General features: G+C 57.0%; 12 protein-coding genes and 1 pseudogene. 10 read left to right on the plus strand and 3 right to left on the minus strand.

The features are described from left to right. Positions 1 to 5: 5 nt before the first annotated feature. Positions 6 to 950 carry an AEC family transporter gene (locus GR212_RS29415; protein ID WP_163992219.1) on the plus strand — a complete coding sequence of 315 codons (945 nt, stop codon included), beginning with the start codon at positions 6 to 8 and terminating at the stop codon, positions 948 to 950. On the opposite strand, the gene GR212_RS29420 is transcribed toward GR212_RS29415, so the two are convergent. Then, the gene (locus tag GR212_RS29420) at positions 926 to 1,852 is read right to left on the minus strand and encodes a LysR family transcriptional regulator (protein WP_163992221.1); all 927 of its coding nucleotides are present in this window, start codon (positions 1,850 to 1,852) and stop codon (positions 926 to 928) included. The genes GR212_RS29415 and GR212_RS29420 overlap by 25 nt on opposite strands. Before the next feature lie 57 nt (positions 1,853 to 1,909). Between GR212_RS29420 and GR212_RS29425 the strand changes: the two genes are divergently transcribed. Then, positions 1,910 to 4,747 carry an FAD-binding and (Fe-S)-binding domain-containing protein gene (locus GR212_RS29425; protein WP_163992223.1) on the plus strand — a complete coding sequence of 946 codons (2,838 nt, stop codon included), beginning with the start codon at positions 1,910 to 1,912 and terminating at the stop codon, positions 4,745 to 4,747. 565 nt (positions 4,748 to 5,312) lie between these two features. Here GR212_RS29425 and GR212_RS29430 read toward each other — a convergent pair. Continuing rightward, positions 5,313 to 6,347, minus strand: a complete 1,035-nt coding sequence (locus tag GR212_RS29430; RefSeq protein ID WP_163992225.1) for an IS110 family transposase — start codon at positions 6,345 to 6,347, stop codon at positions 5,313 to 5,315. Between the two features lie 225 nt (positions 6,348 to 6,572). Here GR212_RS29430 and GR212_RS29435 point away from each other — a divergent pair, with 225 nt between their 5' ends. Beyond that, positions 6,573 to 6,734, plus strand: a complete 162-nt coding sequence (locus GR212_RS29435; RefSeq protein WP_163992227.1) for a zinc-binding dehydrogenase — start codon at positions 6,573 to 6,575, stop codon at positions 6,732 to 6,734. A 114-nt stretch (positions 6,735 to 6,848) separates the two neighbouring features. Here GR212_RS29435 and GR212_RS29440 read toward each other — a convergent pair whose 3' ends face one another. Then, positions 6,849 to 7,052 carry a cold-shock protein gene (locus GR212_RS29440; protein WP_163992228.1) on the minus strand — a complete coding sequence of 68 codons (204 nt, stop codon included), beginning with the start codon at positions 7,050 to 7,052 and terminating at the stop codon, positions 6,849 to 6,851. A gap of 512 nt (positions 7,053 to 7,564) precedes the next feature. Here GR212_RS29440 and GR212_RS29445 point away from each other — a divergent pair. The 7 genes and pseudogenes from GR212_RS29445 to GR212_RS29475 all read left to right on the plus strand — a co-directional run. Then, on the plus strand, positions 7,565 to 8,668 hold the full coding sequence (locus tag GR212_RS29445) for a polyamine ABC transporter ATP-binding protein (RefSeq protein ID WP_163992230.1): 1,104 nt from the start codon (positions 7,565 to 7,567) through the stop codon (positions 8,666 to 8,668). Positions 8,669 to 8,704: 36 nt separating this feature from the next. Then, the gene (locus GR212_RS29450; protein WP_163992233.1) at positions 8,705 to 9,799 is read left to right on the plus strand and encodes a polyamine ABC transporter substrate-binding protein; all 1,095 of its coding nucleotides are present in this window, start codon (positions 8,705 to 8,707) and stop codon (positions 9,797 to 9,799) included. A 76-nt stretch (positions 9,800 to 9,875) separates the two neighbouring features. After that, entirely contained in the window at positions 9,876 to 10,751 is an 876-nt protein-coding gene (locus tag GR212_RS29455) for an ABC transporter permease (RefSeq protein ID WP_163992235.1), read from the plus strand. Then, the gene (locus tag GR212_RS29460; protein ID WP_163992237.1) at positions 10,751 to 11,566 is read left to right on the plus strand and encodes an ABC transporter permease; all 816 of its coding nucleotides are present in this window, start codon (positions 10,751 to 10,753) and stop codon (positions 11,564 to 11,566) included. Before GR212_RS29455 ends, GR212_RS29460 begins: the two co-directional genes overlap by 1 nt. Before the next feature lie 114 nt (positions 11,567 to 11,680). Further along, on the plus strand, positions 11,681 to 12,838 hold the full coding sequence (locus GR212_RS29465) for a M24 family metallopeptidase (RefSeq protein ID WP_163992239.1): 1,158 nt from the start codon (positions 11,681 to 11,683) through the stop codon (positions 12,836 to 12,838). After that, positions 12,839 to 13,637, plus strand: a pseudogene (locus tag GR212_RS29470) (N-formylglutamate amidohydrolase). Next, positions 13,634 to 13,893, plus strand: a 260-nt coding sequence (locus GR212_RS29475) for an aldehyde dehydrogenase family protein (RefSeq protein WP_163992241.1), incomplete at its 3' end; no start/stop codon positions are given. The pseudogene GR212_RS29470 and the gene GR212_RS29475, both read left to right, overlap by 4 nt.

The raw sequence follows: 13,893 nt of genomic DNA on the forward strand, positions 1-13,893 counted from the left end.
CCAGAATGAGTGTTGTCCTTCAGATTGTTGCTCCGGTTTTCGGGCTAATCATTCTCGGTTTCTTCCTGTCCAGGCTTTCACTGCTGACGAAGACGGCTGAGGCGGGCCTGTCGGAATTTGTTTATGTGGTGGCCATTCCGTGCCTGCTCGTCAGGACGATCGCCCATGCCTCCTTTCCTCAGGTTCAGCCATGGGGATACTGGATTTCCTATTTCGGCGCGGCCGCAACTGTCTGGATACTAATCAGCTATATCGCGCTGTACATCTTCAAGCGGGAACGTGACGAAACCGTTATTTTTGGCTTTTCCAGCGCCCACGCGAATACCGCTCTGATAGGGCTTCCACTCATCATCCAGGCCGTCGGGCCGGATTCAGCGACGCCACTTGCACTGCTGCTTGCAATCCATCTGCCAATCATGACCGCAGTAGCAACGCTGGCTTTCGAGGGCGTGACGGCGCGGGGCCTGGGCGAGGTGCTGAAGAAGGTGGCACGCATGCTTGTAACCCACCCGATCCTCATAGGCATTTATGTCGGAACCGCCATTGCCATATCGAAGATTGACCTTAGCGGCACCACTAATGAGTTTCTGAACCTGATTGCTTCATCGGCCGCGCCCTGCGCCCTGATTGCAATCGGCATGGCTTTGCACGATCGCAAGATCACCGCCGAAATACAGCCGGCAATCGCGATCAGTTTCATGAAGCTGGTCTTGCACCCGCTGCTTGCCTTCATTCTCTCCCGGTACGCCTTCTCGATGCCGGTCGCATGGTCTTCCGTATGCGTCTTGTTCGCCACTTGCCCATCCGGAATAAATGCATACCTGATGGCGAGGCGGGTTGGTGTTGGCGAGCAGGTTGCCTCCTCGGCTCTGTCGCTGTCGACGCTGGCAGGTATGGGCACGATGTCAGCCTGGCTTTACGTCGTTCATAGCTGGCCGGCGCTTCCCTGAAGGGATGCAATGAGGGCTCGTTTGAACGCTTCAGCAATATGTGATTGTGGCCGACGCGCCGGCTCCAGCAGATAAAGCGAACGCCAGAGATCCAAGTCCTCCAGAGGGATGAAGCGGATTACGGGGTCGCCAAATAGGCCGACGGCATTTTCCGGCAGCAGCGCCACACCAAGACCGGCGCGAATCATGCAGAGCTGCGCGACCGTCGAATGCGCCTGCAGGTGGCCGATGCGAAGAGAAGCCGGAACGTCCGCACAGGCGGAGAGTAGCTGCTGCGTGCCCGTTTCCGTGTCGAGGGAGATGATTTCGTCAGGATCAAGCGCCGAAAGATGGAGCGAACGCTGCACTGCAAGTCGATGACCTGCGCTGCAGGCAAGCCCGAAGCGGTCCCGTGCAAGCGTCGTCTGCCTGAGATCGGGCGTCTCGATAGCATTGCCTGCAACAGCTATATCGAGGCTGCCGTCGATTACCAGCTTCGCCAGCCGCTCCCCTATATCGTCGCGCAGGTAGCAGCGAACATTCGGATATGCTGCCCTGAAGTTTTTCAGCGCTGGCCCGACCAGACCGGATATCGCAGAAGGTGCCGCTCCGACTGTCAGCGAGCCGGTTTCCATGTCGGCATGGTTCCTGACCCGAGCCAGAGCGAAATCCAGTCCTTCCAAAGGCAGGCTGGTTTCCGCAAGCATATGCCGACCGAGTGGCGTAAGCGCGATCGGTCGGACATTGCGGTCGAACAGTGGCGCACCGATGGCTTCTTCCAGCTGGCGGATGGTTTCCGTCAGCGCCGAGGGAACGACGCCAAGCTCAGCTGCTGCACGGTTAAATGTTCCATGTCGCGCGACCGCATGAAGGGACCTCAGATGCCGCAGGTTTATATTCAGATTTTCCGAATTCAGCTTCATAACATTCTATTTTTCAGAATTCTCCATCTGTGGTCAATAGGTCTGAAGAGGTAAGTCATGACACAGCACTTTTCATTGGACGACGATATAGACCATTTTGCCAAAGCCCTTGCTGCTAACGGCTTCCAGGGGGAGATCGAGATTGATCGCGCACTGCGCGCTGCGATGTCCACGGACAATTCCGTCTATCAGATCACACCTGACATAATCGTCGCACCTGTCGATGCCGCCGACATGGTCCGACTGCTCGCGGTGGCAGCCGATGCGCGGTTTGCCAGTCTCCCGATCACCGCTCGAGGTGGTGGCACCGGGACGAACGGACAGAGCCTCAACCACGGCATCATTGTCGACACCCGACGGCATATGCACCGGCTTATCGACGTCGATCTGGATGCGGGCTGGGCGGATGTAGAGCCGGGCATGGTGCTGGATGAGTTCAATGAAAAGCTGCGGCCGCATGGCTGGTTTTTCGCACCAGAAACCTCCACATCGACCCGCTGCACCATCGGTGGAATGGTGAGCACGGATGCATCGGGAAAGGGCTCCCGCATTTACGGCAAGACAAGCGATAATATTCTCGGCCTGGAAACGGCGAGGCCGGAAGGCCTGCTTTCCAGCACGTCGCCCGAGCCTTCCTGGGCCGTGCCACTGCTTGCAGCGGCGGAGGCCTCAGCGCGCTCCGGCCGAGCGGCGTTTGTAGCAAACACGCCAAAGCTCAACCGCCGATTCACCGGCTACGATCTCGAGCGGGCCTGCCCCCCCGAAGGAGGCTTCGAGTGGTGGCGGCTGTTCCTTGGCTCGGAGGGAACGCTGGGGCTTATAAGCAGCATCAGGGTGAAGCTCACAAGGACCGAACGTGAGAAGCAACTGCTTGTTGTCGGCTTCGACAGCTTTAAAAATGCACTGGCGGCTGCCACGCCTCTGCTCGAAGCGGACCCGACCGCCGTGGAGGTGATGGATGAGCATGTGCAGGCGATTGCCGAGGGTGCCGGAATCCTCTCTCGTTTGCCGACATCGCTGCAAACTGCGGCCGGCAGCCGGATCGCCTACGTCTTCGTGGAATTCAACGACACGGACAAGGCGGCTATCGACGCGCGCGCCGAGGCCTGTCATCGTATTCTGGCAACGCTGCCGGGGGCCGGATTCGTGCATGCTGCGACCGACCTTGATGAAATACGGGAGCTTTGGGCGATCAGGTCTGCCGGTGTCGGTCTGCTTGGAAAGGTGGATGCCAGAGCAAGACCGGTTGCCTTTGTCGAAGACTGCGTTGTTCCCCCGGACAATCTGCCTGACTTTGTGGAGGAGTTCCTGGCTGTGCTCGATGGCTACGGGCTGAATTTCGGCATCTACGGCCATGTCGATGTCGGCTGCCTGCATATTCGTCCGGCGCTGGACATCGACATGGAACGTGACCGGGAAAAACTGGTAGCCATATCAGACAGCGTTTTCGCGTTGACACGCAAATATGGGGGCATTTTTTGGGGCGAGCATGGTAAGGGTGTCCGTGGCCAGTACCTTCGCGAATGGATCGGCCCGGTAGCCTATCGGGCGCTGCAGGGCGTCAAGAGTGCCTTCGACCGCGAGGGACGCTTCAACCCGGGAAAGCTCGTCAGTCCGCGCGACGACATCATGGGCATAGCGACAACACCCTTCCGCTCCTTCAACGCGCCGGAAGGAGATCCGTTAACGCGCGCATTCCGCTGCAATGGCAACGCCCAATGTCTGAGCTACTCCGAAAGGACGCCCATGTGCCCCTCCTTCAAGGCCACCGCGGATCTCCGCCACAGCCCCAAGGGACGCGCCGACGCGTTGCGACAGTGGCATTCTAACCGGCAGGCAGGCTTTGTCGATAAGGAATTCGAGGCTGATCTCTTTAATGTGCTCGACGGCTGTCTCGGCTGCAAGGCCTGCGCTACAAGCTGTCCGATCCAGGTCGATATCCCCACCATGCGCTCCGCGTTTTATGCAGACTTCTTTGGGAGGAATGGCAGGCCTCTCAAAGACAAGCTGGTGCTGCTTGCAGAAAGGTCAAGCCCACTCATCCTTGCCGCAGCGCCACTCTTGCGCCCTTTCTGGCCAATCATGGCAACGCTCGGCGAGAGGGTGATGAAGTCGGTCGATCTGCCGAGGGATTTTGCTTTGAGGGCAGGCTCGCAGCAACGCCTGAAGTCCTCCGACATGCCGTCGCGAAAACTGCCCGATAACGCCGTGATCCTCATCCAGGACTGGTTTACGGCGCTGTTCGACCCGGAGCTTCAGCATGATGTCCTGACCGGCTTCTCCGCGCTGGGCTATGCGCCGGTTATCCTCGATATGCTTCCAGCCGGCAAGGCGGCGCAGAACATGGGAGAGCTCGAGGGCTTCCGTGCCATGGCCGCGCGCCTCGTCGCCCTGCTGCAGAAAGCTGCGCAAACGGGGCGCCCGCTGGTCGGGATTGATCCGGCGTTCGTCATGCAACTGAGGCAGGACTATTCGAAAGCCGGCTTCAAGCCACCGCGAGTTCTGCTACCTCAGGAATTCCTTGCGGCCGAGATGAAGAATGGCAAGGAATTCCCGCATACGCAAGGAGCCGAGCCCGTTCAAATCCTCTCGCATTGTACCGAGGCAACCGGACAACCGAATGCACCGGCCGACTGGTCGCAGGTGTTCAAAGGTCTGGGAATCGCCGTACAGACACCATCCACCGGGTGTTGTGGAATGGCAGGGCTCTTCGGTCATGAAGAGCGCCACCAACTCGTTTCCCGAAAGTTGTTCGAGCTCTCCTGGCGACGGCATACCGAGAGCAGAAAGCCGCTTGCCGTCACAGGTTTTTCCTGTCGGTGCCAGGTAAAACGATTGGCTGGCACTCGAGTCCGCCACCCTCTGGGGATGATTGCTACCTTGATGAAAAGGTAACTCTCTCGGCGGATACCCGGCAGGTGACTCAGCCAATAGACGCTCATCGTCAGGATCAGGTCAAGTTCGATCGCCTTATGATGACAGTCGGAGGAAGAGAGGACTGGGTGTCAATCGGGACCGATGATGAACTCGGGGACACTAGCTAGAGCCAGCATGACCATGCCTTCAACGCCCGTTTAGGGGCCGTCTACTTTGTAAAGAAATGGTTGGCACCCTATGCCAGCATACGACGTCGTTTCAGCTGACAGTAGGCGTTGATGCGCCGAGTTCGGATTTAAGCCATCCAAAGTCTGTTCTGGACAACAACCAGCCCATGCAAACGTATGGCCCGCCCTGTTCGCAAGTAGAATTTTTAGAATCCTGCACAGTCTGCTTCAACGTATTCGGTCTCACGGTCATGCCGTGGCCAAGATGGATATCCGCGCGTCCGGAGCCTCAATAATCAACACGGCTTCAACGAGCCATTTGCACTGCTGGGCTTTCCGTACGCCGGTCAACTGTCAGGCCATCTATGATCCTTCTCGCAAACGTCATGGGCTGCAGATAGACGCAGCCAATCTTTTTACGCTGTGGTGGCGCCGTACGCGCGATCGAATGGACGTTCCTTTCGCAAGACGGCCCAGGCAATGCGGGCGAGCTTGTTTGCAAGCGCCACGATTACGACATTGCGGTGCATACCCCGGGAAAGCAGGCCTCGTAGCCATTGCCCGAGAGGGGTGTCGCTCTGACTGAGTGTGGGCATGGCCGCTCGCGCACCGTGAACAAGCAAAGTTCGGAGGTAGACGTTGCCACGCTTTGTGATGCCCAGCAGCCGTGGCTTGCCGCCGGTCGTAAATTGTCGTGGTACAAGTCCTAACCACGCGCCAAGATCTCGGGCACGATCGAAGCTGCTGGCGTTTCCTATAGCGGCGATCAGCGCTGTGGCGTTCAGTACCCCAATTCCTGGGATATCCGTTAGCCGTCGCGTTGCGAGATCATCTCGGGCCAGCGACAAGAACTCGGCATTGAGGGCTGCTATCTTGGTGTCGAGCATCTTCCATTCGTCTCGAAGTTCGGCAACCAGCCTCTGAACGCGCCCAGATAAGCTGATGGTCTGCTCATTCAGAAGGGCGTCGACAGCACTTTCGAATTTGCAACGGCCCGCGGCGAAGATCAGGCCGCGCTCCAAGAGAATAGCACGCATCTGATTGATCAGCGTCGTTCTTTCTGCAACGAGGCGGGATCGGACCCTGTGCAACGACTGGATATCGAGTTGTTCTTCGCTTTTGAGGTCAACAAACCGCATCGTCGGACGCGAAGCGGCTTCTGCTATGCCCTCCGCATCCCGGTCATCGTTCTTCTGAGCCTTCACATAAGGGCGGACATATTCCGGAGACATCAGTCGGACCTCGTGTCCCTGGGACACAAAAAGTCGACCCAGATGGTGAGCACCACAGCACGCCTCCATCGCGATGATGCAGGTCGGAATCTTGCTGACAAAATCAAGCAGCGTCTGCCGCCGCATCGTTCGGCGAATAGTTACCGCACCTTTGTCGTCGACGCCGACAACACTGCAGCTATTTTTACCTATATCGATACCCAAAATTGAAATCGTCATGGATCGGCTCCTCTTCCCTCAATGACGGATCATCATACTCGATGTCCTCGGAAGGGCGGGCCATCCCATAATCAACGCCTCCGGGCATCAATCAACGCCTCCGGGCATCAAAATTCGTAAGGGTTCAATTGGAACAGCGTGCTGCCATTTATTGCCGTGTTTCGACCGCCGATCAGTCCTGTGAGCGACAGGATATCCGTTTCTCGGCAACCTTTGTGCGGTCATATGCCCAAGGAATGGGAGAAGCTGGATCGGCTTCAGCAACAGGTCCACGCCGGCGACATCGCGCTTCGCATGGACGATACCTATCCTCCGGAACGGGCGGCCGAAGCTCATCGCTGGCCGGAGGACGGCAGTACCAGAGGACGGCTGATCATCCAGTTCTGACCGGGAGTAACGCGATAGAATCGGAAGCACCTTCCGCCGTGGTCCTCTTGCCGGAGCCATCGGAGTATTGGCGCTGAACTTGCGCGCAGGTTATCGGAGCAATCTCGGGTCGTGTCAGAGAGGATTGACGTTTTCGGCTTTCGATTTTCCGGTCTTGCGATCTTGGCCGAGCTCGTAACTGATTTTTCGGCCTTCACGGAGCAGATCTCCCCGCGCTAGCGCCGAGACGTGCACGAAGACATCCGCGCTACCATTCTCGGGCGTGCAGAAGCCGAAGCGTTTGTCCTGATTGAAGAATTTGACGGTACCAGTTGCCATTGAACGCCCTCGTCGGTTTTGCAGAAGTTTGCATGAAATACCCTATCGGTTGAGTCAACTGGCGGCAATGCAGTATTGAACGTATCCCTAGCGGGGAGCGTGCTCTATTCTACCGCACCTTGTCGCCACTTTGCTCCGACCAGCCGCCGTTCCATCGAACCCAAAGACCGGGTTTTGGCCATCCGGTAACTATCACATTGCGCAGCTCGTCCAGCGGGCCCGGACGAGAGGCCGCGAGCGCGCCCGAGGGAGCTGTCGGCCGTTGAAAAGATCGGCTTTCACTGCTCCACACTCAACCTTCCAATTTTTACTCTGTCCAACCCATGACCGGATCTGCACCCCACCAGAAGCAGGATTACGCCCCCTCTGTCCCGAGAAAAGCCACTACGACCCATTCTATTCATCGGGTCCCTCAATCCCATTCCCGCAGGTTATGCAGTCAGGTCTTTTATGAAATAGACGGCCTAAGGGGGGTGCTATATAGCTCAGGAAACAAAAAGGGGGACATGTAAGTGGTGAATGCACCGCCAAAACGTGGCGCTCATATCGAACTCCAAGACCTGTCAAAGTCTTACGCGAACCTGAATGCCGTCGAGAAGGTAAACCTCTCCTTCGACGCAGGTGAATTTGTTACCTTTCTGGGGCCGAGCGGATCAGGCAAATCTACAACGCTCATGATGATTGCCGGCTTCCAGGTTCCGAGTTCTGGCGACATCAAAGTGAACGGGAACTCCATCATTCAGCAGCCTGTTCACAAGCGGAATATCGGAATGGTGTTCCAGAACTACGCGCTGTTCCCGCATCTAAGCGTTGCCCAAAACGTTGCTTTCCCTCTCGAAATGCGAGGCGTTGCGCGAAACGATATCGCTGAAAGGGTAAAGCGCAGTCTCGCAGCTGTCAGGCTTGATAAGTTTGGCGACCGTCGTCCTGCGCAGTTATCGGGCGGCCAGCAGCAACGTGTTGCCCTTGCCCGCGCGCTCGTCTTTGAACCGCCGGTGTTGTTGCTCGATGAACCCTTGGGCGCATTGGATGCGAAGCTGCGGGAGGAAATGAAATTCGAGCTGAAGCAGCTTCACCAAAGCATCGGTGCAACCATCATCTTCGTAACCCATGACCAAGAGGAAGCCCTGACACTTTCGGACAGGATTGCGGTGTTCAATCATGGAAAGGTCGTTCAATACGGAACGCCGGAGGCGCTCTACAACCAGCCTGAGAGCAGGTTCGTCGCGGACTTCATCGGTGAATCCAATCTTCTGCGAGGAGCGGTTCTGGCAATGAATTCAGATGGCTGCCGACTGAGCATTGCTGACAGTATCGAATTGACGGCTCCCTTGCGGTCCGGTTGGAGCGACCCGAAGAAGTCGGCGACGTACATGCTGCGCCTTGAACCCGTGGCCTTGGGGGTGGCGGCCGGCTCGAAAGAGATCTGCATCGAGGCGAAACTCGAAGAATTCCTCTTTGTCGGCAATGCAATCAAATACCTGCTCAAAATTGGCGAGGATACCTTCATCAAGGCTCGCGCGCATGCGACCAGCAAATCGCAGGACTTTCGGACGGGAGACACCGTCAAGGTGGGCTGGAATCGCGAAGACATGCTTCTCGTCGACGCTGAGTGAAACTGTAGAGCAAAGATCAACTAGAAAGGGGATACAATGGCATTTTCACGCAGAGAATTTTTGAGGAACGCGGCCCTCAGTGGTGCAGCGCTCGGGGGTGCCTTGAGTTCAGGCGGGTTCCTCACGCCGGCGGTCGCGGCTACTCCGGTGAAAGAAACGCTATCCAAGCTGTCGGGCAAGACCATGACCGCGACATCGTGGGGCGGCTCCTTCCAGGATGCCCAGCGCAACGCCTGGTTTACACCATTTGCCAAGGAAGCCGGCATCACCGTCAACGAAGATACCGATCCCAGCGACGCGCGTATCGCGGCCATGGTGAAGAACAATGCTGTCATCTGGGATGTCTGCGATGTCGGCCTGGAGCAAACGTTCTCCGCTGGCGAGGCCGGTTACCTGGCGCCGCTAGACTACAATGTCATTGACACCGATGGCATCCCTTCGGCGTTCGTGACCAAATACGGCATTGGCAATATCGCTTGGGCAAGCGTCGTGGCCTATCGCACCGATGCGATCAAAGGTGATGTCCCCACTTCCGTTGTCGACTTATGGGACCTCAAGCGTTTTCCTGGCAAGCGCACTATGCGCGACTATCCACTCGATGCCATCCCTTGGGCTTTGCTCGCCGCGGGGGTTCCCAAAGACCAGATCTACCCTATTACTGACGAAAAGCTCGATACGGCGTTCAAGAAACTCGACGAAATAAAGAATGACACGATCTGGTGGTCGGCGGGCGCGCAGCCGGCGCAGTTGCTGTCGAGCAAGGAAGTAGCGATCGCCCATATCTGGAACGGTCGTGTTGGCACTTTGCTGGACGAGATGGTTCCCGTTGAGATGATCTGGAAAGACGCTCACCTGCTTGTCGACGCCTGGGCCATTCCCAACCATGCGCCGAACAATGATGTCGGGATGGCATTCGTCGCCTGGGCCTCGCAACCGGAGAACAATGCGCGGATCAGTGCCGAGATCGCTTACGGTCCGGTGAACAAGAAGGCGATCCCGCTCGCCTCCAAGAAGTACGAGAACTTGCTGCCGACGTCGCATTTCGATGAGATGCTGGTTTGCGACTACAATTGGTGGGGGCCGAATGTCGCTCGTATGCTTGAGCGCTGGCAAGAGTGGAAGACAATGTAACCCATTGCGACCCAGGCCTTCTTCGGAAGGCCCCAATTCACACTTCAAGCGCGTGCACATCATGGTTTCTTCGACAATGCACATCACCAACGAGCATCACTTCAAGCGTCTCGAACGTTCGGAGAAGTGGGTGCATTTCAATTTACTGCTTCCGTGCCTGCTGTTTCTCACGCTGTTTTTCTTCCTTCCAATATCCATCTTTCTGCTACACAGTGTGTTCGATCCTTCCTTCACGCTGGAGCATTTTACCAAGGCGTTTTCGCGGCCTGTCTACATGGCGGTGCTGCTCAAGACACTGAAACTGTCCTTTGTAACGACCGTGGTGACGCTTGCTCTCGGATATCCGGTGGCTTTTGTGCTCACCTATCTGACCGGTCGCCTGAAGACGATTGTCTTCGTCCTGATCGTCATTCCGTTCTGGACGAACATTCTGGTACGGATGTTCGCCTGGATGGCTCTGCTCGGCAGCAATGGCGTGATCAACAGCAATCTGGTGGCGCTTGGCATTATCGATCAACCGCTTTCGCTTCTCTACAACTTCTTTGCCGTGGTTCTCGGGATGACGCACTACATGCTGCCGTTCATGATCCTGCCCTGTTATGCCACCATGGAGGCGATCCCTCGGAACCTGACAAATGCGGCGGCAAACCTGGGAGCGACGCCGTTTACAGCGTTTCGCAGGATTTTCTTTCCCTTGAGCCTTCCTGGCGCGGCCGCCGGTTGCCTGCTCGTGTTCATCCTGAGCCTCGGCTTTTACATCACACCGGCGCTCCTGGGTGGCCCGCAGGACACCATGTTCGCCCAACTGATCGAGGTGCAGATCAACCAGACGTTGGATTGGGGGTTTGCTGCGGCACTCTCGACCATTCTCGTCGTCATCACTATGATTCTTTATCTAGCCTACAACTGGATCCTCGACGTCGACAAGATTTACCGTGGGGAGGCAGCCTGATGAACATGGAAGGGCGTCTCACTGTCGGAAAGCTTGCGCTGTTCGCGTTTACGGGTTTGATCCTCCTGTTCTTGATCATTCCAAACTTCATCGTAGTTCCGATCTCATTCAGCAATTCCTCGTTGCTCAGTTTTCCGCCTCAAGGTTTTTCGCTTCGTTGGTACGAAAGATATTGGGAGCTTCCCGGGTGGGTCAGCGCGACGGTCAACAGCTTCGTCGTTGGTATACTGACTGCGGTGTTGGCCACACTGATCGGAAGTATCACGGCCTACGCTCTGGTTCGCGGCAACGTGTTTGGAAAGCGCCTCATCGAGGCACTGCTCATGTTGCCGATCATCATCCCGTCCCTTGTGACTGCGATCGCGCTGTTCAACGTCATGGCGTACCTGAAGTTGGTTGGGACCCTTCCAGGCTTTGTAATTGGCCACACCGTCATTGCTGTGCCGTTCGCGATTACGATCATGTCGAATGCCTTGCGGGGAATTGATCCAGTTCTGGAACAGGCAGCGCGGAGCCTCGGCGCCAACCGGCTGACTGCGATACGTCGGGTGACGCTGCCCGTCGCATTCCCCGCGGTAGTATCCTCCATGTTGTTCGCCTTCCTTATTTCGTTCGACGAGCTGCTGATCGCGCTGTTTATCTCGACACCTACCTTTTCCACTCTGCCGAAGAAGCTGTGGGAAGGAATCCGGTTCGAAATCGAACCGACCCTCGCAGCCGTCTCGACCTTGCTTGTCGTATTCAGTTTGCTGGTGCTCGCGCTGATCGGGCTCTTTCTGTCCAGGACAGGAAAGCGCGGAAAGGTTAGCCCGTAACGCTTCTTTAGCTCGCCGTTTCGACGCATCGCGATCCAATGGCTTTCACCTCGGTCGCAAAACCAGGACCGGTGGAACCGCGCCAGTTTTTTACTTCTCTTCCAGGACCAGATCATGACCAAAACACCCATTTTTTCCCAGTCGGAGTTCGATCGACGCAGGGACGCGATCCAGCAAGAAATGCAGCGCCGCAACGTCAGCCTTGTGCTGCTGGACCAGCCGGAGACTATCTTTCACTTCATCGGTTATGCGATGTCGGAAGGCTATCATCAGTTTTGCGCCGTTCCCGCGCGCGGCAACCCCCTAATGGTGTTGCGCTCCGTGGACGAGGGCACCTGCAAGGAATTCTCTTACCTTCCGGACGAGAACATTGTCGGCTTCCAAGACTGGGAAAGCCCGACCGAGACCCTTTTGGCTGCGCTTCGAAAGAAGCGCCTCGACGTCAACAGCATCGGGATCGACAGGAATTCCTACAACCTCACCCTGCTTCGATTTGAGGCGCTCCAGGTTACGTTTGGCGAGGCCTCATTCACGGATTTCTCAGATTTTCTGATCGCATTTAGATCCGAGAAATCGCCTGAGGAACTCGAGTTTTTGCAACGCTCGTCGACGATCGCCGACGACGCAATCGCCGAACTGCTCAAGGAAATTCGATCAGGGTTCAGTGCGCGCGAGTGCGTGGCAATCGCTTCGAAACACACCATCCGCCTGGGCGGTGACCTTGGAATTGTGGGCGTGGTCACCCGGGCGATCGACGATACCAAAATGCACGCGCTCGTAGACGATGTCCCGCTCGAAGAGGGCGCATTGCTCCACGTCGAGCTTATTCCGCAGTTTCAGGGCTACTCATCGCGCATCATGCGTCCCGTATATTTTGGCGATGCGCCGGCCCATCTGAGCCAAACGGCAGACGATATCGTCAGCATCCAGGATCGGCAGTTTTCCGCCATGCGCCCCGGCGTCGAGGCGTGTGAAGTCGATGCGATCGTTAGGGACGGCATGCTGAAGGCTGGACTGAAGGACAGTTACCGCAATATCTCAGGCTACAGCCTCGGCTATTATCAGCACTTCACCTGCCGCTCCAGCGACTTCTCCTACACGTTCCGTCCGAACGCCCGCTGGAGACTCCGCGAGAACATGGTGTTCCACATGTACACCGTAGGCAAGGGCCTGGCGTTCAGCGAGACCGTGGTGGTGACAAAGGAGGGTGGCAAGCGTCTCACGCAAACACCGCGCCGGCTTCTATCCGTGCCGATGCGGAGGGCTCAATAAATGCACTCCGCGAGCGATCAGCTCGATGAGCCTTATGGTGTTTTTAACGCGAGTGGTGAAGGCGATGTCGTTTTGGTCTGTGAACATGCCAGCGCAACGATCCCGGTGGGATATGCAGATCTCTGCCTGCAGAACGAGGCTTTGTTGAGCCATATCGCCTACGATCCGGGGGCGTTGGCACTCTCGATAAGCCTGGCGAATATATTTGACGCGACATTGTGCTACCGGCGCTATTCGAGATTACTTTATGATTGCAACCGCCCGCCGGAAAGCTCCGGCGCTATTCGTGACGAGAGCGAAACCTATGACATTCCCGGCAACCGTGATCTTTCCGCAAAAGAACGCGATCGGCGCGTGGAAGCTTTTTATCATCCCTTTCAGAAGGGACTTTCCGGCTTGCTCGATGCGCGCAAGCGGTCAGGGAGCCGGACAGTTCTGGTCACAGCCCACAGCTTCACGCCTGTCTATTTTGGCAAACAGCGCCTCGTCGAAGTTGGCATCCTCCACGGTGCCGATACACGGCTTGACGATGCAATGCTTGCTGAGGCCGAGAGGCTCAAAAGCCGTTTGTAACCCGTAGGAATGAACCCTACGGCCCCAAAAGATGGTGTCACGCACACGCTCGGGGAGCGGCATTCAAAATGCGCTTCTCAACGTCATGATCGAGGTCCGCAATGATCTGTTACGAACGCAGAAGGAGATCGATGCGATGGCGGTCTATCTCGGAGAACTGATCTCAGCCGCGCTCACTCAGCAAGCCGGGCCCGACAACGCAAACCAGACGGAAGGTCGCTCATGACCACTATACAATGCGTCTCCCCGGTGAACGGAGAGGTTTATGCTGAACGTCCGGCCTTGTCGCTGGATGCCGCCAGGGAAGTCGTTGCACGCGCCCGCAAGGCACAGAAGGATTGGGCCCGCCGCCCGCTGGAAGATCGTGTCCAACTCGTGCTGAAGGGCGTCGCCCGGCTCAACGAGATTGCCGATGTCGTCGTGCCGGAACTTGCCTGGCAGATGGGCCGGCCGATCAAGTATGGCGGCGAATATCGGGGCTT

Source organism: Martinezella lusitana, from assembly GCF_010668395.1.
Taxonomy (GTDB): domain Bacteria; phylum Pseudomonadota; class Alphaproteobacteria; order Rhizobiales; family Rhizobiaceae; genus Rhizobium; species Rhizobium lusitanum_A.

Excerpts from the sequence above, each read along its gene's own strand:
- GR212_RS29455 (WP_163992235.1), top strand. The coding sequence starts at position 9,876 with ATGCACATCACCAACGAGCATCACTTCAAGCGTCTCGAACGTTCGGAG.
- GR212_RS29415 (WP_163992219.1), top strand. The coding sequence starts at position 6 with ATGAGTGTTGTCCTTCAGATTGTTGCTCCGGTTTTCGGGCTAATCATT.
- GR212_RS29420 (WP_163992221.1), bottom strand. The coding sequence starts at position 1,852 with ATGAAGCTGAATTCGGAAAATCTGAATATAAACCTGCGGCATCTGAGG.
- GR212_RS29450 (WP_163992233.1), top strand. The coding sequence starts at position 8,705 with ATGGCATTTTCACGCAGAGAATTTTTGAGGAACGCGGCCCTCAGTGGT.
- GR212_RS29440 (WP_163992228.1), bottom strand. The coding sequence starts at position 7,052 with ATGGCAACTGGTACCGTCAAATTCTTCAATCAGGACAAACGCTTCGGC.
- GR212_RS29430 (WP_163992225.1), bottom strand. The coding sequence starts at position 6,347 with ATGACGATTTCAATTTTGGGTATCGATATAGGTAAAAATAGCTGCAGT.
- GR212_RS29435 (WP_163992227.1), top strand. The coding sequence starts at position 6,573 with ATGCCCAAGGAATGGGAGAAGCTGGATCGGCTTCAGCAACAGGTCCAC.
- GR212_RS29465 (WP_163992239.1), top strand. The coding sequence starts at position 11,681 with ATGACCAAAACACCCATTTTTTCCCAGTCGGAGTTCGATCGACGCAGG.
- GR212_RS29425 (WP_163992223.1), top strand. The coding sequence starts at position 1,910 with ATGACACAGCACTTTTCATTGGACGACGATATAGACCATTTTGCCAAA.
- GR212_RS29460 (WP_163992237.1), top strand. The coding sequence starts at position 10,751 with ATGAACATGGAAGGGCGTCTCACTGTCGGAAAGCTTGCGCTGTTCGCG.